14 protein-coding genes are annotated in these 16,569 nt (G+C 73.0%); 7 read left to right on the top strand and 7 right to left on the bottom strand.

Features of this window, described 5'->3' with window-relative positions:
- Positions 1–3: 3 nt before the first annotated feature.
- From bioB to FB388_RS10015, 3 genes are read right to left on the bottom strand one after another with little or no spacing between them, the layout of a single operon-like run.
- On the bottom strand, positions 4–1,029 hold the full coding sequence (bioB, locus tag FB388_RS10025; RefSeq protein ID WP_142099679.1) for a biotin synthase BioB: 1,026 nt from the start codon (positions 1,027–1,029) through the stop codon (positions 4–6).
- Positions 1,008–1,700, bottom strand: coding sequence for a dethiobiotin synthase (bioD, locus tag FB388_RS10020; RefSeq protein WP_142099677.1), 693 nt, complete (start codon positions 1,698–1,700; stop codon positions 1,008–1,010). Before bioD ends, bioB begins: the two co-directional genes overlap by 22 nt.
- On the bottom strand, positions 1,697–2,845 hold the full coding sequence (locus FB388_RS10015; RefSeq protein ID WP_142099675.1) for an 8-amino-7-oxononanoate synthase: 1,149 nt from the start codon (positions 2,843–2,845) through the stop codon (positions 1,697–1,699). Before FB388_RS10015 ends, bioD begins: the two co-directional genes overlap by 4 nt.
- Before the next feature lie 53 nt (positions 2,846–2,898).
- Here FB388_RS10015 and FB388_RS10010 point away from each other — a divergent pair, with 53 nt between their 5' ends.
- Both FB388_RS10010 and FB388_RS10005 read left to right on the top strand, forming a co-directional pair.
- Complete coding sequence (locus FB388_RS10010) at positions 2,899–3,576, top strand: HAD family hydrolase (protein WP_142099674.1); 678 nt, start codon at positions 2,899–2,901, stop codon at positions 3,574–3,576.
- Entirely contained in the window at positions 3,573–4,487 is a 915-nt protein-coding gene (locus FB388_RS10005; protein ID WP_142099673.1) for a Dyp-type peroxidase, read from the top strand. Before FB388_RS10010 ends, FB388_RS10005 begins: the two co-directional genes overlap by 4 nt.
- Here FB388_RS10005 and FB388_RS10000 read toward each other — a convergent pair.
- Together FB388_RS10000 and FB388_RS09995 are read right to left on the bottom strand one after the other, a co-directional pair.
- Positions 4,430–5,455: a GNAT family N-acetyltransferase gene (locus FB388_RS10000; RefSeq protein WP_142099671.1), complete on the bottom strand. Its 1,026-nt coding sequence runs from the start codon at positions 5,453–5,455 to the stop codon at positions 4,430–4,432. The genes FB388_RS10005 and FB388_RS10000 overlap by 58 nt on opposite strands.
- Positions 5,456–5,477: 22 nt before the next feature.
- Positions 5,478–7,622 (bottom strand): SulP family inorganic anion transporter, encoded by a 2,145-nt coding sequence (locus FB388_RS09995; RefSeq protein WP_142099669.1) that lies wholly within the window; start codon positions 7,620–7,622, stop codon positions 5,478–5,480.
- A gap of 309 nt (positions 7,623–7,931) precedes the next feature.
- Between FB388_RS09995 and FB388_RS09990 the strand changes: the two genes are divergently transcribed.
- Genes FB388_RS09990 through FB388_RS09980 form a run of 3 tightly spaced genes read left to right on the top strand, consistent with a single transcriptional unit; the run spans position 7,932 to position 9,477 of the window.
- A complete protein-coding gene (locus FB388_RS09990) occupies positions 7,932–8,789 on the top strand; it encodes a PaaX family transcriptional regulator (protein ID WP_142099667.1) in 858 nt (285 codons plus the stop codon).
- A gap of 39 nt (positions 8,790–8,828) precedes the next feature.
- Entirely contained in the window at positions 8,829–9,056 is a 228-nt protein-coding gene (locus tag FB388_RS09985) for an AbrB/MazE/SpoVT family DNA-binding domain-containing protein (protein WP_142099665.1), read from the top strand.
- Complete coding sequence (locus tag FB388_RS09980) at positions 9,049–9,477, top strand: type II toxin-antitoxin system VapC family toxin (RefSeq protein ID WP_142099663.1); 429 nt, start codon at positions 9,049–9,051, stop codon at positions 9,475–9,477. Before FB388_RS09985 ends, FB388_RS09980 begins: the two co-directional genes overlap by 8 nt.
- Positions 9,478–9,481: 4 nt before the next feature.
- Here the strand turns inward: FB388_RS09980 and dnaE are convergent, their stop codons facing one another.
- A complete protein-coding gene (dnaE, locus tag FB388_RS09975; RefSeq protein WP_142099661.1) occupies positions 9,482–13,036 on the bottom strand; it encodes a DNA polymerase III subunit alpha in 3,555 nt (1,184 codons plus the stop codon).
- A gap of 293 nt (positions 13,037–13,329) precedes the next feature.
- On the opposite strand from dnaE, the gene FB388_RS09970 reads away from it, so the two are divergent.
- A complete protein-coding gene (locus FB388_RS09970) occupies positions 13,330–14,232 on the top strand; it encodes an alpha/beta fold hydrolase (RefSeq protein WP_142099659.1) in 903 nt (300 codons plus the stop codon).
- The gene (locus FB388_RS09965) at positions 14,229–15,296 is read left to right on the top strand and encodes a glycosyltransferase family 4 protein (protein WP_142099657.1); all 1,068 of its coding nucleotides are present in this window, start codon (positions 14,229–14,231) and stop codon (positions 15,294–15,296) included. Before FB388_RS09970 ends, FB388_RS09965 begins: the two co-directional genes overlap by 4 nt.
- Before the next feature lie 76 nt (positions 15,297–15,372).
- Here FB388_RS09965 and FB388_RS09960 read toward each other — a convergent pair whose 3' ends face one another.
- Entirely contained in the window at positions 15,373–16,551 is a 1,179-nt protein-coding gene (locus FB388_RS09960; RefSeq protein WP_211361841.1) for a glycosyltransferase, read from the bottom strand.
- Positions 16,552–16,569: the final 18 nt, after the last annotated feature.

Genomic DNA, 16,569 nt, shown 5'->3' with positions numbered 1-16,569 from the left:
GGGTCAGATGGTCTCGTTGAGGGCCTTGATCGGCATCTGCAGCTCGCCGAGCAGGTCGATGTCCGCCTCGGCCGGACGCCCCAGCGTGGTCAGGTAGTTGCCGACGATCACGGCGTTGATGCCGCCGAGCAGGCCCTGCCGCGCCCCCAGGTCGCCGAGCGTGATCTCCCGGCCGCCCGCGAACCGCAGCACGGTGCGCGGCATCGCCAACCGGAACGCCGCCACCGCGCGCAACGCGTCGCGCCCGTCGAGGGGCTCCAGGTCACCGAACGGGGTGCCGGGCCGCGGGTTGAGGAAGTTCAGCGGCACCTCGTCCGGGGTGAGCGTGGCCAGCTGCGCTGCGAACTCGCCGCGCTGCTCCAGGCTCTCCCCCATCCCGAGGATGCCGCCGCAGCACACCTCCATGCCGGCCTCGCGCACGAGCCGCAGCGTCTCCCAGCGCTCCTCCCACGTGTGTGTGGTGACGACGTTCGGGAAGTGGGAGCGGGCGGTCTCCAGGTTGTGGTTGTAGCGGTGCACGCCCATCGCGGCCAGCTGGTCGACCTGCTCGGGCGTGAGCATGCCCAGCGAGCAGGCGATGTTGATGTCCACCTCGTCCTTGATCGCCGCGATACCCGCCGCGACCTGCGTCATCAGCCGCTCGTTCGGCCCGCGGACGGCCGCGACGATGCAGAACTCGGTGGCCCCGGTCTTCGCGGTCTGCTTCGCGGCCTCCACCAGCGACGGGATGTCCAGCCACGCCGAGCGGACCGGCGAGTCGAACAGGCCGGACTGGGAGCAGAAGTGGCAGTCCTCTGGGCAGCCGCCGGTCTTCAGCGAGATGATCCCCTCCACCTCGACCTCCGGCCCGCACCAGCGCATCCGCACCTCGTGGGCCAGCTCCAGCAGCGGTTCGAGGGCCTCGTCGGGGAGCCGCAGGACGTCGAGCACCTGCTCCTCGGACAGGCCGACGCCGTCGGCGAGGACCTGGGACCGGGCGGTGTCGAGGATGGCGAACTGCGTCGTCGTCACGCGTCGGGAGTCTGCCATCCGCCACCCAGTTCGGGCGCAAGACTGTGACGCGCGACGGCCCCGAACCGCTCCGGATCGAGCGCGCCCGCCCCGTGGGGGACGGCGCCGAGCAGCGGGACACCGCTGGTGGCGGGCAGGTCTGCGAGGTTGCAGCGGGCGGCGAGGTCCGGTTCGGCCGGCCACGCGCCGACCACGACCCCCGGGCACGCCAGTCCGCGGCGGCGCAGCGCCTCGACCGTGAGCTCGGTCGCGTTGAGCGTTCCCAGCCCGGCAGCGGCGACCACCAGCACCGGGGCCGCGAGGAGCGCGGCGACGTCGGCCAGGGTGCCGTCGTCGGTCATCCGCACCAGCAGCCCGCCCGCCCCCTCGACGAGCACCAGGTCGTGGTCCGCGGCGAGCGCGGTGGCCGCGTCGGCCGCGGCCCGCGGCGTGACCGGCGGCATCCCCGCCCGGCGGGCGGCGGTGGCGGGAGCGAGCGGGTCGGGGTAGCGGGCGAGCTCGCAGCCGGTGGTGCCGGGCACGAGCCGCAGCACGGTGGCGACGTCGCCCGGCTCGCCGTCGGCTACGCCGGTCTGCGCGGGCTTGAGCACGGCAACCCGTTCCCCGCGGGAGGCGGCGACCGCGGCGAGGGCGGCCGTGACGATCGTCTTGCCGACCTCGGTGCCGGTGCCGGTGACGACCAGGATCATGCGTGGGCCATCGCGAGGACGTCTGCGAGCACCGCGCGCACCTGCCCGAGCTCGGCGTCGGTCACCGTGGCGCGGGCCGTGAGCCGCAGCCTGCTGGTGCCTTCGGGCACCGACGGCGGCCGGAAGCACCCGACGCGCAGGCCCCGCTCGGCGCAACGGCGGGCAGCGGCCACCGCGACGTCCGGCTCGCCGAGCACGACGGCCACCACCGCGGACGGCGGGGCCGGCACCCCGGCGGCGGCCGCCAGCGCGGCGGCCACCCGCAGGACGGCGCCGGGCCGCTCCGGCTCGGCGCGCAGCACCCGCAGGGCGGCCAGCGCGGCGCCCGCCGCCGCCGGTGCGAGCCCGGTGTCGAAGATGAACGAGCGGGCGGTGTCGACGAGGTGCGCGGTCACCGCCGCCGGGCCGAGCACCGCGCCACCCTGGCTGCCGAGCGCCTTGGACAGCGTCACGGTCGCCACCACGTCGTCCGCGCCCGCCAGTCCGGCCGCTGCCAGCAGGCCGCGCCCGCCCGGCCCCACGACTCCGAGCCCGTGCGCCTCGTCCACGACGAGCAACGCACCCCGCCGCCGGCAGACCGCGTGCAGCTGCGCCAGCGGCGCGAGACCGCCGTCCACGCTGTTCACGCTCTCGGTGACGACGAGGGCCCGTTCCTCGGTCCGCGCGGCCAGCACTGCGTCGACCGCGTCGGAATCGTCGTGGGGGACCACGGCGACCCGCGCCCGGGAGAGGCGGCAACCGTCGATGAGGGAGGCGTGGTTGGCGGCGTCCGACACGACCAGCGCGTCCGGGCCCGCGAGCGCGGCGAGCACGCCGAGGTTGGCGGTGTAGCCGGAGGAGAACACGAGCGCCGCCTCGGCGCCGCAGAACGCGGCGAGCTCCGCCTCCAGCTCGGCGTGCAGCGCCGTGGTGCCCGTGACGAGCCGCGATCCCGTGGAGCCCGCTCCCCAGGTCCGCGCCGCCCGAACCGCGCCCTCGACGATCCGCGGGTCGGCGGCGAGGCCGAGGTAGTCGTTGCCGGCGAGGTCGACCAGGGGCTCGTGCGGTGTCCGAGGCCGCAGCTCCCGGTGCAGCCCGGCGGCGCGGCGGTGGGCGGCGTGCGGTTCGAGCCAGGCGAGCGGGTGCGCGGGATCGGGGGACGTCACGAGCGCAGACGGTAACCCGCGTACGAGGATGGTCGGGACTGGAGGAGGATCACATGGGCGGGATCCGCTGGGCGACGTTCGACTGCTTCGGGACCCTCGTGGACTGGCGGCACGGCATCGCGAACGGCATCGACCTGTTGTTCCCGGGGCAGGGCGGCACGCTGCTCGAGGTCTACAACGGCCACGAGGCCGAGGTGCAGACCGAGTCCCCCGGCATGCGCTACCGCGGCGTGCTGGCCGAGGCGCTGCGCCGCACCGCCCGCGACGCGGGACTGGATCTGCGCGCGGACGACGCACACGTGCTCGGCGACACGATCGCCTACTGGCCCGTCTTCCCCGAGGTCGCGGCGAGCCTCACCGAGCTGCGCGCGGCGGGCTGGCGGATCGCCCTGCTGACCAACTGCGACCAGGATATCATCGGCGAGACCCAGCGCAGGCTCGGCGCCCCGGTCGACACGGTCGTGACGGCGGAGATGGTCGGCTCGTACAAGCCGAACCACAACCACTTCACCCGCTTCGAGGAGGCGTTCGGGGCCACCCGCGACCGCTGGGTCCACGTGGCGCAGAGCTATTTCCACGACATGGAGCCCGCGAAGGCCCTGGACGTGCCACGAGTGTGGATCAACCGGCAGGCCGACGGGCGTGACCCCTCGATCGCCGACGCCGTCCTGCCCGACCTCCACGGGCTCACCGCCACCGTCGAGGCCGTGAACGGGAGAGCGCGCTCGTGAACGCACAGCCGGGAATCTTCGCCCTCGGCACGCCCGAGCACGGCTACCTGGAGTTCGACCTCGCCCCCGACGCCGAGCCCACCGACCTCGTGACCGCGGCGGCCGGGCTCGTCGAACCGCTCTCGACCACGGGCGGGGTCAACCTCGTCGTCGGGTTCCGGCCGGAGCTGTGGGCCCATGTGGCCGAGCCGGTCGAGGTGCCCGCGTCCGCCCGCGGTTTCGAACGGCCGCTCGTGGGTGCCGGTGGATGGACGATGCCGGCCACGCAGCACGACGCGTGGATGTGGGTGGCGGGCGGCGACCGGACGGCCGTGTTCGACAACGGCCGAGCGATCGTCGCGGGCCTCGCGCCGGTGGCCCGGCTGCGCCGGGAGACGACCGGGTGGCTCTACCGGCACGACCGCGACCTCACCGGGTTCATCGACGGCACGGAGAACCCGTCCCTCCTGGAGGCGCCAGCGGCCGCGCTCGTGCCCCCGGGCGAGCCGGGGGCGGGCAGCAGCGTCGTGCTCGTGCAGATGTGGGAGCACGACGGTGACGGCTGGGAGGCCCTGCCCACCGATGGGCAGGAGAACGTCATGGGCCGCACCAAACCCGACAGCATCGAGATGGACGACGTCACGAAGCCCGCCGACAGCCACGTCGCGCGCACTGCGCTCGAGGTCGACGGCGTGGAGCTGCCGATCTTCCGGCGCAACGTCGCCTTCGGCGGCGTCTCGCGGCACGGCACGGCGTTCGTCGGCTTCAGCTGCGACCAGTGGCGCCTGGAGGAGATGCTGCGCCGGATGGCCGGCGTCGGCGACGGCGTGCGCGACGCGCTGACCCGCTACACCCAGCCCGTCACCGGCGCCTACTACACGGTGCCGTCCATCGAGGCGCTTGCCCGGTTCGCACCACCCGAAGAGGACTGACCGGGCCGGAGGTAGGTCACCTCGCGGCGGTACGGCTCGAACCCGGCCCGCTCGTACACCCCGAGCGCACCGGTGGGGTTCTCCGCGTCCACCGTGAGCGAGGCGGTCGCGTAGCCCTGCTCGACGGCGGCGCGCAGCACGTGCCCGAGCAGGACCCCGGCGATCCCGCGCCCGCGGTGCGCGGGAAGCGTGCCGACGGTTCCGACGTAGAGATCGCGAACGCCGGTGCGGGAGGTGTCCGCGGCGGACTCGTAGCTCATGACGTAGCCGGCGATGGAACCGTCCCCGGTGAGGGCGGCCACCGAGCAACCGGGGCGGAAGGAGCGGCTTCCCGTGCGCTGGTACGCCCACGCCGTGGGGCCGACCGCCGCCGATCCCCAGTGGTCCGCGAACGCGCTGTTGTGCGCGCGGCGCAGCGGCTCGTCCCAGCGCACCGCGGCGTACGGCGGGCCGAGCGGCACCACCGTGATACCGGGCGGTGGCGGGACCGGGCGCACCGGCACGGCGAGGTCGCGGACCAGGTCCGACCACCACCGCACCGGCCGCATCCCGGCGCGCTCGGCGAATGCGATCCCACCTGCCCCGGACTCGCTCAGCCGCACGACGACCGCGGCACCCAGCGCGTCGGCACGCCGGTGCACGGCGGCCATCAGAGCGGTGCCGATCCCCCGCCTCCGGTGCGCCGGGTGCACGGCCGCGTCGACGATGAGCCGCGGGCCGAGCGGCGGGCCGCTGCGCAGGCGGGCCGCCTGGTAGGCCACCGCCCGGTCGTCCGCGTCGAGCACGAGGAGGGTGTCCCGCTCCAGGTCGAGCTCCGGGTCGGCGAGCTCCTCGGCGCAGTCGTCGGCGTCGTAGTGCTCGTCGCGGCGGTCGACCTCCTCGACGGCCTCCAGCAACGCAGCCCACCGCGCCGCGTCGGCGGCCTGCATCGGGCGGGCCTGCAGGCCGTGGGGCAGATCGATCACCACGCCAGCACGGTACGCCCGGACGTCAGTCGGGCCGGCGGAACTCCTGGGCGTCCTCGTCGAGCACGAGCACCCGCGCCGTCGGGATGTCGAAGAACAGCCCGACCAGTGCCGCGTCGACCCCGTGCTCCCGCAGCGCCGCGAGCTGCTGCGCGACGTTCACCATGGCCAGCGCGTCGACCTCGCTGTACCCGGCGGCGAGCGCGGCCCGTCCGACGGGATGCCCGCCGCGCAGCGCCTCCAGGCTGGGGGCGCCCGAGGCGAGCCAGTCGCCGAGCGGGTCGCCCGGCTGCCGCGCTCCGTCGAGCAGCCCGCGCATCGCCCCGCAGCCGGAGTGCCCGCACACGGCGATCAGCGGGACGCGCAGTATCTCCCTGGCGTAGTGCAGCGCGGCGCGCATCGACGTCCCGGCCACCAGGTTGCCGACGTTCTGCACCGTGAACAGGTCGCCCGGTCCGCTGCGGGTGATCAGGTTGGGCTGCACGCGCGAGTCCGCGCAGCACAGCAGCAGCCCCTTCGGCGCCTGGCCGTGTGCGAGCTTCTCCAGGGTCGGGCGGATCAGCTCGGCCGCGTCCGCGTGGTACGCGGCGACGCCTGCGAGGAGCGGCGCGTGGGGGGTGTGGTCGACCTCTTGCCCCGGTGCCATTTGCCACTGCGACCACGTCCCGTACCCGTGGCGCGGGCGGTCACCCCGTCGGCGCGCCCCCGGCTCGGTCACGACGACGTCGGCGCCGGTCGCCCGCTGGCGGGCCGTCCAGGCGTCCAGGTGGTCGAACGCGGCGTGGTCGAGGTAGTCGACGACGAGCTCGACGCGCACCGGCTCGCCCGCCGGCACCGTGGCGAGCGTGCGGGAGAGCGCGGGCACCGACAGGAAGCTCAGCGTGCCCTCGACGACGACCCGCCAGGGTGCGGCGCCGTCCGGCTCGACGACCCGGACGCGGGCACGCACCGCGCGGCGCAGCATCACGAGGCCGGCCAGCACGAGGCCGATCGCGACCCCTGCGAGGAGGTTCAGCGCGAGCACGCCCGCGACCGTGCCGAGGTAGACGACCAGCTCCCCGTGCGAGCGGGCGGCCCGGATCTGCTCGGGCTTCACCAGCTGCAGCCCGACGACCACGAGCAGGCCCGCGAGCGCGGCGAGCGGGATCAGCTCGACGACGCCCACCAGCACGATGCCGAACACCGCGACCCAGACGCCGTGCAGCACGGCCGACGCACGGGTGCGCGCCCCGGACTTGACGTTGGTGGCGCTGCGCACGATCACACCGGTGACGGGCAGCCCGCCCAGCAGGCCGGAGATCGTGTTGGCGGCGCCCTGGCCGATCAGCTCGCGGTCCGGGTCGGTCCGCGGGCCCGTCTGCTGCATGCGGTCGACGGCGACGGCGGACAGCAGGCTCTCCACGCTCGCGATCAGCGCGATCGTGAGCATGCCGGCCCCGATGCCCAGCCAGGGCAGGTCCGGCAGCAGCGTCGGGAGCGTGATCGCCTCGAGCAGGTTGCCCGGCAGGTCGACGCGCGGGACATCGGGCAGCGCGACGGCGAGCGCGGTGGCGGCGATGACGGCGACGAGCGCGCCCGGGAGCACGCGCACCCGGTGGGGGAGCCGGGGCCACAGCAGGAGCAGCGCGATCGTGGCGGCGCCGATCAGCACGGCGCCCGGCCGGAGCTCCGCCACCTGGGCCGGCAGCTCGGTCAGCGCAGCCATCGCCCCGGTGGGCGGGCTCCCGCCGACCACGACGTGCGCCTGCGAGAGGGCGATCGTGATGCCGATCCCGGCGAGCATGCCGTGCACGACGCCCGGCGGGATCGCCTGGCTGTACCGCGCGATCCGGGCGTAGCCGAACGCGATCTGCAGCAGCCCCGCGCCTACGGTGATCAGGCACGTGGCCTGCCAGCCGAAGCGGGTGACGAGCTCGGCCACCACGACGGTCAGCCCGGCCGCGGGCCCGCTGACCTGCAGCGGGGAGCCGCCGAGCAGGCCGACGACCACGCCCCCGACGACCGCGGCGATCAGCCCGGCCATGAGCGGCGCGCCCGAGGCGAGTGCGATGCCGAGCGACAGCGGTACGGCGACGAGGAAGACGACGAGCGAGGCGAGCACGTCGGCGCGCACCGCGTCGCGGCGCCGCGGCGGGGCGTGCTGGGCGGGACGGGGCAGGGAGGTGGTCATGTCGGGAACTCCGAGCAGTCGGCGTCGGGAACGGTGCGAACGGTGGGGCGCGGTGGTCAGGGAACGACCTCCCTCCTCTGTCCGTTCCGTCGGTTTCGTCCGATCATCGGGCCCGCGATCGGCTTAACCCGGAATTCATGTTCATCTGCAACGGTGCGATCCATACTGCTCACAGGCTCGCCCGTTCGGACGCATCGACCGCCCGGTTTGCCCCTTTCGTGCGAATCGACGGTCCACACGATCCGGTGACGCACCGCCGGGCTGCGTTGAATGCGATCTGCGCGACCGTCCCCATTACCCTCGGCCGCCATGAGCACCGCCGCCGACACCGATCACCCGGCGCTCTCCCGGCGCCGCGAGCTCGGCGCCACGAGCGCCCGCTCGCTGCTCCTCACCGTGCTCGGCGAGTTCGTCCTCCCCCGCGACCACCCGGTGTGGACCCAGGTGCTCATCGACGTCCTGGGCGGGCTCGGCGTGGAGCCGAAGTCCGCCCGCCAGGCACTCGCCCGCACCGCCGCCGAGGGCCTGCTCGCGTCCGACCGCGCCGGCCGCCGCGTCCGCTGGACGCTCAGCGAGCAGGGCCGCAGGCTGCTCTCCGACGGCGCCGCCCGGATCTACGGCTTCGGCGCGCCCGTGCCGCGGTGGGACGGGCGCTGGCTGGTGCTGCTCGTCAGCGTGCCCGAGGCCCGCCGCCAGCTGCGGCACCGGTTGCGCACCCGGCTGGCATGGGCCGGCCTCGGGTCACCCGCCCCCGGCGTGTGGCTCACCCCGGACCCGCGCAAGCAGGACGAGGTGGCAGAGGTGATCGCCGAGCTCGGGCTCACCGCCGTGACGAGCTCGTTCGTCGGCCCGTTCGGCGCGATCGGTGCGGAGCGGCAGGTGGTGGAGCAGGCCTGGGACCTCGCCGAGGTGGAGACGGCCTACGAGGAGTTCCTCGACAGCTTCGCCGACACCACGCCGGCGGAGCCCGCCGACGTGCTCGTCCACCAGATCCTCCTGGTGCACGCGTGGCGCCGCTTCCCGTTCCTGGACCCCAAGCTGCCCCCCGAGCTGCTGCCCGAGGAGTGGGCGGGCGCCCGCGCCGCCGCTCTCTTCGACACCCTGCACGCCCGCTGGGGCGGGGAGGCCCAGCGGCACTGGCAGGAGATGGTCGGCACGCTCGGCTGACGAGAGCCGGGGAAGTAATACCAGCGCTACTCTTACCACGTGCGCATCACGAGCAAGGGCCAGGTGACGATTCCCCAGCAGGTCCGCCGCGAGCTCGGCCTCGAACCGGGGGACGAGGTGGAGATCGTCGTACGGGACGGCGTCGCGACGATCGTGCCCGCCCAGGGACCGTCCGGGCGTGGACGGCGGATCGTGGACGCTCTCCTCGGCCGCGGGGACGTCGAGCTGTCCACCGACGAGATCATGGCGCTCACCCGCGGTGAGTGAGGGCACGGAGAAGGGCACCATCGTCGACTCGGACGTCCTGCTCGACGTCTTCACCCAGGACCCGAAGTGGAGGCAGTGGTCCTCCGACCGGCTTGCGGAAGCGCTCGAACAAGGGCCGGTGCTGATCAATCAGATCGTCTACGGCGAGGTCTCGCTGCGGTTCTCCGCCATCGAGGCCCTGGACGCGGCGCTCGGTCCCGACCGCTTCATCCGAGCGAACGTGCCGTGGCCCGCCGCGTTCCTCGCGGCCAGGTGCTTCCAGACCTATCGCAAGCGCGGCGGCACGCGGACCTCCACGCTCCCGGACTTCCTCATCGGCGCGCACGCCGCCGTGCTCGGCCTGACGCTGCTCACCCGCGACGCCACCCGGTACCGGACGTACTTTCCCGGTGTCCGGCTCATGGCGCCCGGAGGCGCCTGAAGGATCAGCCCAGGCAGCCCGGCCCCAGCAGTGCCTTGAGGTCGCCCATCAGCGCCGACGAGTGGGTGACCTTGAGCCCGTCGTCGAGCTTCCACGTGGTGGTCTTGCTGCCGTAGACGAGGTTGAGGTGCACCTCGGACGTGCCCGGGTGGTGCGAGAGGACCTCCTTGAGCTTCGACACCCGCTGCGGGGTGACCAGCTCGGTGCGGATGCTGACCTTCACCGGGGCACCCGCGCCCCCGGCGCCCGCCGAGAGGTCGGGGACCGCGAGGTCGGCCACGATCAGCGAGACGCGGTCGTCGCGCTTGTTGACCCTCGCCTTGACCAGCACGATCGCGTCCTCGGCCACGTCGACGCCGACCACCTGGTAGGTGCGCGGGAAGAACAGCACCTCGATGCCACCGGCGAGGTCCTCCAGCTGCGCCGACGCCCACGGCTCGCCGTTCTTGTTCACCCGCCGGTTCACGCCGGTGAGGATGCCGCCGATCGTGACCTGGTGGCCGTCGGCGATGCGGCCGTCGGAGGCACCTTCCAGGATCGCCGAGATCGACATGTCGGACTTGGACAGCAGCACCTGCTCCAGCCCCTGCAGCGGGTGGCCGGACACGTAGAGCCCCAACATCTCCCGCTCGACGGCCAACCGGTGCTTCTTGTCCCACTCGTCGTCGGGCACCTTCACGTCGAACACGGCGTCGAGCTCCGACGGACCCGAGCCGTCCATCGACCCGAACAGGTCGAACTGCCCCATCGAGGCGGCCTTCTTGGTGGTCATCACCGCGTCGATGGCGTCGGCGTGCACCAGCAGCAGGCCCTTGCGCGGGTGACCGAGCGAGTCGAACGCCCCGGCCTTGATCAGCGACTCGATGACCTTCTTGTTGCAGACGACCGCGTCGACCTTGCGCAGGAAATCGGAGAAGTCGGTGTAGGTCCCCTTCTCCTTCCGCGCCGCGACGATGGCGTCGACGACGTTCTCGCCGACGTTGCGGATGCCGCCCAGGCCGAACCGGATGTCGGCGCCGACCGGCGCGAAGTTGCGCACCGAGTCGTTGACGTCCGGCGGCAGCACGGTGATGCCCATCCGCCGGCACTCGGCCAGGTAGACGGCGGCCTTGTCCTTGTCGTCGCGGACGGACGTGAGCACCGCGGCCATGTACTCGGCCGGGTAGTTGGCCTTGAGGTAGGCGGTCCAGTACGAGACCAGCCCGTACGCCGCCGAGTGGGCGCGGTTGAACGCGTAGTCGGAGAACGGCAGCAGGATGTCCCACAGCGTCTTGACCGCGGCGGCCGAGTAGCCGTGGTCCTTCATGCCCTGGGCGAAACCCTCGTACTCCTTGTCGAGGATCTCCTTCTTCTTCTTGCCCATGGCGCGGCGCAGCAGGTCGGCCTTGCCGAGCGTGTAGCCCGCGAGCTTCTGGGCGATCGCCATGACCTGTTCCTGGTAGACGATCAGGCCGTAGGTCTCGCCGAGGATGTCCTTGAGCGGTTCGGCCAGCTCCGGGTGGATCGGAGTGACCTCTTGCCGGCCGTTCTTGCGGTCGGCGTAGTCGTTGTGGGCGTTGGCGCCCATCGGGCCCGGCCGGTACAGCGCGCCGACGGCGGAGATGTCGTCGAACTCGGTGGGGGCCATGCGCCGCAGCAGGTCGCGCATCGGCCCGCCGTCCAGCTGGAACACCCCGAGCGTGTCGCCGCGGCCGAGCAGCTCGTAGGTCTTCGGGTCGTCGAGCGGGACGGACTCGATCTCGAGCTTCGGCTTGCCGTTGAGCTCGATGTTCTCCAGCGCGTCGTCGATGATCGTGAGGTTGCGCAGGCCGAGGAAGTCCATCTTCAGCAGCCCGAGCGTCTCGCAGGCGCCCATGTCGAACTGCGTGATGATGGCGCCGTCGGCCTCGCGGCGCTGGATCGGGATGACGTCGATCAGCGGCTTGCTCGACATGATCACGCCGGCCGCGTGCACGCCCCACTGCCGCTTGAGGCCCTCCAGGCCCCGCGCGGTGTCGATGATCTCCTTGACCTGCGGGTCGGCCTCGTAGAGCGCCCGGACCTCGGTGGCCTCCGAGTAGCGCTTGTGGGACGGGTCGAAGACGCCCGAGAGCGGGATGTCCTTGCCCATGACGGCCGGCGGCATCGCCTTCGAGATGCGGTCGGCCACCGCGTAGCCCGGCTGGCCGTAGAGCACCCGCGCCGAGTCCTTGATCGCGGCCTTCGCCTTGATCGTGGAGTAGGTGATGATCTGCGCGATCCGGTCCTCGCCGTACTTCTCCGTCGTGTAGCGGATCATCTCGCCGCGCCGACGTTCGTCGAAGTCCATGTCGATGTCGGGCATCGAGATGCGCTCGGGGTTGAGGAACCGCTCGAAGATCAGCTTGTGCTCGATCGGGTCGAGGTCGGTGATCCCGAGTACGTACGCGACCAGGGAGCCTGCCGCCGAGCCACGGCCGGGGCCGCACCGGATGCCGACGGACTTGGCGTGCTGGATGAGGTCGGCCACCACGAGGAAGTAGCCGGGGAAGCCCATCTGGATGATGACGCCGACCTCGTACTCGGCCTGCTTGCGGTACCGCTCGGTGATGCCGTTCGGGAACCGCATGTGGAGGCCGCGCTCGACCTCCTTGACCAGCCAGCTCTCCTCCGTCTCCCCCTCGGGGACGGGGGCGCGCGGCATGAGGTCCTGGCCCTCGGTGAACGTGACGTCGACCCGCTCGGCGACCAGCAGCGTGTTGTCGCAGGCCTCGGGGAACTGCGGGTCCCACTGGGCGCGCATCTCGGCGGCCGACTTGAGGTAGAAGTCCTGCGCGTCGAACTTGAACCGGCCGGGGTCGGCGAGGGTCTTGCCGGTCTGCACGCACAGCAGCACCTCGTGCGGCCGGGCGTCCTCGGCGTAGGTGTAGTGCAGGTCGTTGGTGGCCAGCCCCGGCAGGTCGAGCTTCTTCTTGAGCTCGAAGAGGTCCTTCTGGACCTGCTTCTCGATCGCGATGCCGTGGTCCATCAGCTCGCAGAAGAAGTTGTCCTTGCCGAAGATGTCGCGGTAGTCGCTCGCCGCCTGGCAGGCGTCGTCGAAGCGGCCCTGCTGCAGCAGCCGCTGCACCTCACCGGACGGGCAACCGGTGGTGGCGATGATCCCCTTGCCGTAGGTCTCCAGCAGCTCCCGGTCCATGCGGGGCTTGTAGTAGTAGCCCTCGAGCGAGGCCAGCGACGAGAGCCGGAAGAGGTTGTGCATCCCCTCGGTGTTCTCGGCCAGCAGCGTCATGTGGGTGTACATCTCACCCGGGTTGTCGTCGCTGACCTGCTGGCCACCCAGCGTGGCGCGCTTGCGCTCGTGCCGGGAGCCCGGCGAGAGGTAGCCCTCCATCCCGATGATCGGCTTGACGCCGTTGGCGTTGGCCTTGCGCCAGAACTCGTAGGCCCCGTACACGTTGCCGTGGTCGGTCATGGCCAGGGCCGGCATCTCCATCCGCGCGGCCTCTTTGAACAGGTCGTCCAGCCGCGCCGCCCCGTCGAGCATCGAGAACTCGGTGTGGGTGTGCAGGTGCACGAAGCTGTCGGTGCTGCTGGCCGCCATGGGGTGGGGAGCTCCCTCCTGGCGCCGCCTCGGGCGGCGCGCGAACATGCAGAACCTGACCTCCGCCGCCGGGCGGCGAGGGTGCTGGGGACGGCTCAATCTAGCTCTGGCCCCCGACAGTTCCGAGAACCCGGTCCCGGCCCCGCCGAACCTCCTGCTCACCCCGCCGAACGGCGTGTCGGCCCATGCGCCCGGACTCCGCCGCCCGGCGCACCCGTTGTCCGCCGACGCCACCGGTCGACCGGGCGCGGGAGCGCAAAGCGGGTGCGCGAGGCTCACTAGACTCCCCTGCGATGGCCCCCGACACCTCCCCCTACACCGACCTCGTCGCGCGGGTTCCCGTCCGTGCCGAGTCGCTCGAGCTGCGGGGCGGGCGCACGCAGCTGTGGGTCTACGGGCCGGACGACGCCCCGCACCGGATCGTGTTCGTCCACGGCCTGCGGGGGGACCACCACGGCCTCGAGCCGATCGTCGCCCACCTCGAAGGCGCGCAGGTCGTCGTGCCCGACCTGCCCGGGTTCGGGGCGTCGCCGCCGCTGCCATCGGACCGGCACGACATCGACGGCTACGCCGCCTGGACGCGCGACCTGCTCGCCGCCGTCGCACCGGCGGGCGACGCCGTGCTCGCCGGCCACTCGTTCGGCTCGATCATCGCGGCCGCCGCGGTCGCCCGCGGCGCTGCCGTTCGAGGCCTCGTGCTCGTCAACCCGATCGCGGCGTCGGCGCTGGCCGGGCCACGCCGGTTCCTGACCGGGCTCACGGTGGCCTACCACCGCCTCGCCGAGGCACTCCCCGAGAACGCCGGCACGTGGCTGCTGCGCCATCCCCTCATGACGCGGATCGCGAGCGTCGCCATGGCCACCACCCCCGACGCGGGGCTGCGCCGCTGGATCCACGCGGAGCACGACCGGTACTTCTCCACGTTCGCCGACCGGCGCACGCTCCTGGAGGCGTTCCACGCGTCGGTGCGCCACGACGTCGCGGAGTCGGCGGCAGGGGTGGGCGTGCCGACGCTCCTCGTGGCGGCCGAGCGCGACGACATCGGCCCGCTACCCGCCCAGCGCGCGCTGGCCGCGCTGTTCGCCGACGCCCGGCTCGCCGTGGTGCCCGCCACCGGGCACCTGGCCCACTACGAGGCGCCGGCTGCCGTTGCCCGGGAGATCGCGTCGTTCCTCGCCGCGTTGCGGCCGGCATGAGGGTCCTGCTCGACTGCCGCTACGTGCGCACCGGCCGGCACGACGGCATCAGCCGCTACACGGTCGGCCTGGCCTGCGCGCTCGCCGAGCTCCACCCGGGCGTCGAGCTGCTGGTGAGCGACGAGCGCCAGCTCGCCGCGCTGCCGGACCTGCCGTGGCACCGGGTGAGCGCGCCGACGAGCGTCCTGGAGCCCATCGTCGCGCGGCAGGTGCGCCGGATCGGGGCCGACGTGGTGTTCTCCCCGATGCAGACGATGGGCAGCTGGGGCCGGGACTACGCGCTGGTCCTCACGCTGCACGACCTCATCTACTACCGCAACCGCACCCCGCCCCCGGAGTTCGCGCTGCCGATCCGCCTGCTGTGGCGGCTGTTCCACCTCGCGTGGTGGCCGCAGCGGCTGCTGCTGAACCGCGCCGACGCCGTCGTCACGGTGTCGGAGACGACCGCGGCGGCGATCGCCGAGCACCGGCTGACCCGCCGCCCCGTCACCGTGGTGCCGAACGCGCCCGACCCGGTGCCGGACCTCCCGCGGGCCCCGCGCACCGGGGCACTGGTCTACATGGGCTCGTTCATGCCCTACAAGAACGTGGGCACCCTGGCGGGCGCGATGCCGGCGCTCCCCAACCACGAGCTGCACCTGATGAGCCGGATCGGCCCGGACGAGCGCGCCCGGCTCACCGCGCTCGCGCCGGGCGGGAACCTCGTCTTCCACGACGGCGCGAGCGACGAGACCTACCGCGACGTGCTGCGCGGCGCCACCGCCCTCGTCTCCGCCTCCCGCGACGAGGGCTTCGGCATCCCGCTGGTCGAGGCGATGGCGCTCGGCACGCCGCTCGTGGTCAGCGACATCCCGGTGTTCCGCGAGGTCGGCGGCGACGCGGCGACCTACGTCGACCCCGACGACGTGCACGGCTTCGTACAGGCGGTGAAGGAGCTCCAGGACCCGGCCGTCTGGGAACACCGTTCGGCGGCCGCGCGGGCGCAGGCGGCGCGCTACAGCTGGGAGGCCTCGGCCCGGATCCTGCTGGCCCTGTTGGAACGGGTGGCGGGCTCCCGCCGCTGACCCCCGAAGTTCAGGAAAGCCACATTCCTGTACTGCAGGTTCATGAAAGTGGCTTTCCTGAACGTGGAGCGCCGCCTCAGGCCGCCCGGTGCGCCGCCACCGCCTCGCGGCCGAGCACCTGGGCGTAGATGCCCTCGAACCGGTCGAGGGTGGCCTCGGCACCGTGGGCCGCGACCATCTCCCGGCTCGCGGCACCCATCCGGCGCCGCATGGCGGCGTCGCCCAGCAGGGCGCCGAGCCGAGTGGTGAGCTCCTGCACGTCGCCGGGGGTGTAGAGCCAGCCGTTGCGACCGGGCCGCACCAGGTGGGGCAGCGCCATCGCGTTGGCGGCCACGACCGGCAGGCCCGCGGCCATCGCTTCGAGCGTGACGAGGCTCTGCAGCTCGGCGACGCCAGGCATGCAGAACACGTCGGCACCCGCGTAGGCCTCGAGCAGCTCCTGCTCGGAGACGAACCCGCGGAAGCGCACCCGCTCGCCCACGCCGAGCCCGGCCGCGAGCGCGCTCCACTCCTCGCGACGCGCGCCGTCGCCGACGATCTCGAGCCGGCCCGGCACCTCGTCCGGCAGGGCGGCGAACGCCCTGATCAGCTCGTCGACCCGCTTCTCCTGGTCGAGGCGGCCGACGAACAGGACCGTGGGGACGGGCCCCGGGGAGTGCGGGATGGCGCGGTAGCGGTCGGCGTCGATGCCGCACGAGACCGGGAGCGCGTCGACGAGGCCTGCGTGCCGCACGAGCAGCTCCACCGCGCGCGGGGTGGGCGCCGTGACGACCTGCGCCTTGCCGAAGACCCGGCCGAGGTCGCGCCACGCCCATGCGTGGAAGGCGTGCCGCAGCGGCCGCGGGATCGGGCTGTAGCCGATCAGGTTCTCCGGCATGAGGTGGTTGGTGGCGACGAGCGGGCGCCCGGTGCGGTGCGCGGCCCTGACGACGCCGCGCCCGACGACCATGTGGGCGTTGGTGTGCACGACATCGGGGTCGATCTCGTCCATCAGCGCGTAGGTGGCGGGGAACGCCTCCCACGGCATGCAGACCTGGAAGCCGTCGTGCTGGTAGTAGCGGTGCGAGCGCACGCCGTGGACGACGACGCCGTCGCGGGTCTCGCGGGACGGCGGTCCGGTGGGTGACGGGGCGACGACGTGGACCTCGTGTCCACGCCCGACGAGCCCGGTGGCGAGGCGCTCGACGAAGCGCGCGGCGCCGTTCACGTCGGGCGGGTAGGTCTCCGCGCCGACCAGGATCCGAAGCGGCTTCACGGGATGTGTCCTCTCGGG

Origin of the sequence: Pseudonocardia cypriaca, assembly GCF_006717045.1 — a bacterium.
Taxonomy (GTDB): domain Bacteria; phylum Actinomycetota; class Actinomycetes; order Mycobacteriales; family Pseudonocardiaceae; genus Pseudonocardia; species Pseudonocardia cypriaca.
This window is presented reverse-complemented; position numbering and strand designations above follow the sequence as displayed.

What these genes read in the sequence shown, in the direction of transcription:
- bioB (WP_142099679.1), bottom strand. Translation starts at nt 1,029, where the DNA reads ATGGCAGACTCCCGACGCGTGACGACGACGCAGTTCGCCATCCTCGAC.
- bioD (WP_142099677.1), bottom strand. Translation starts at nt 1,700, where the DNA reads ATGATCCTGGTCGTCACCGGCACCGGCACCGAGGTCGGCAAGACGATC.
- FB388_RS10010 (WP_142099674.1), top strand. Translation starts at nt 2,899, where the DNA reads ATGGGCGGGATCCGCTGGGCGACGTTCGACTGCTTCGGGACCCTCGTG.
- FB388_RS09995 (WP_142099669.1), bottom strand. Translation starts at nt 7,622, where the DNA reads ATGACCACCTCCCTGCCCCGTCCCGCCCAGCACGCCCCGCCGCGGCGC.
- FB388_RS09990 (WP_142099667.1), top strand. Translation starts at nt 7,932, where the DNA reads ATGAGCACCGCCGCCGACACCGATCACCCGGCGCTCTCCCGGCGCCGC.
- dnaE (WP_142099661.1), bottom strand. Translation starts at nt 13,036, where the DNA reads ATGGCGGCCAGCAGCACCGACAGCTTCGTGCACCTGCACACCCACACC.
- FB388_RS09970 (WP_142099659.1), top strand. Translation starts at nt 13,330, where the DNA reads ATGGCCCCCGACACCTCCCCCTACACCGACCTCGTCGCGCGGGTTCCC.
- FB388_RS09965 (WP_142099657.1), top strand. Translation starts at nt 14,229, where the DNA reads ATGAGGGTCCTGCTCGACTGCCGCTACGTGCGCACCGGCCGGCACGAC.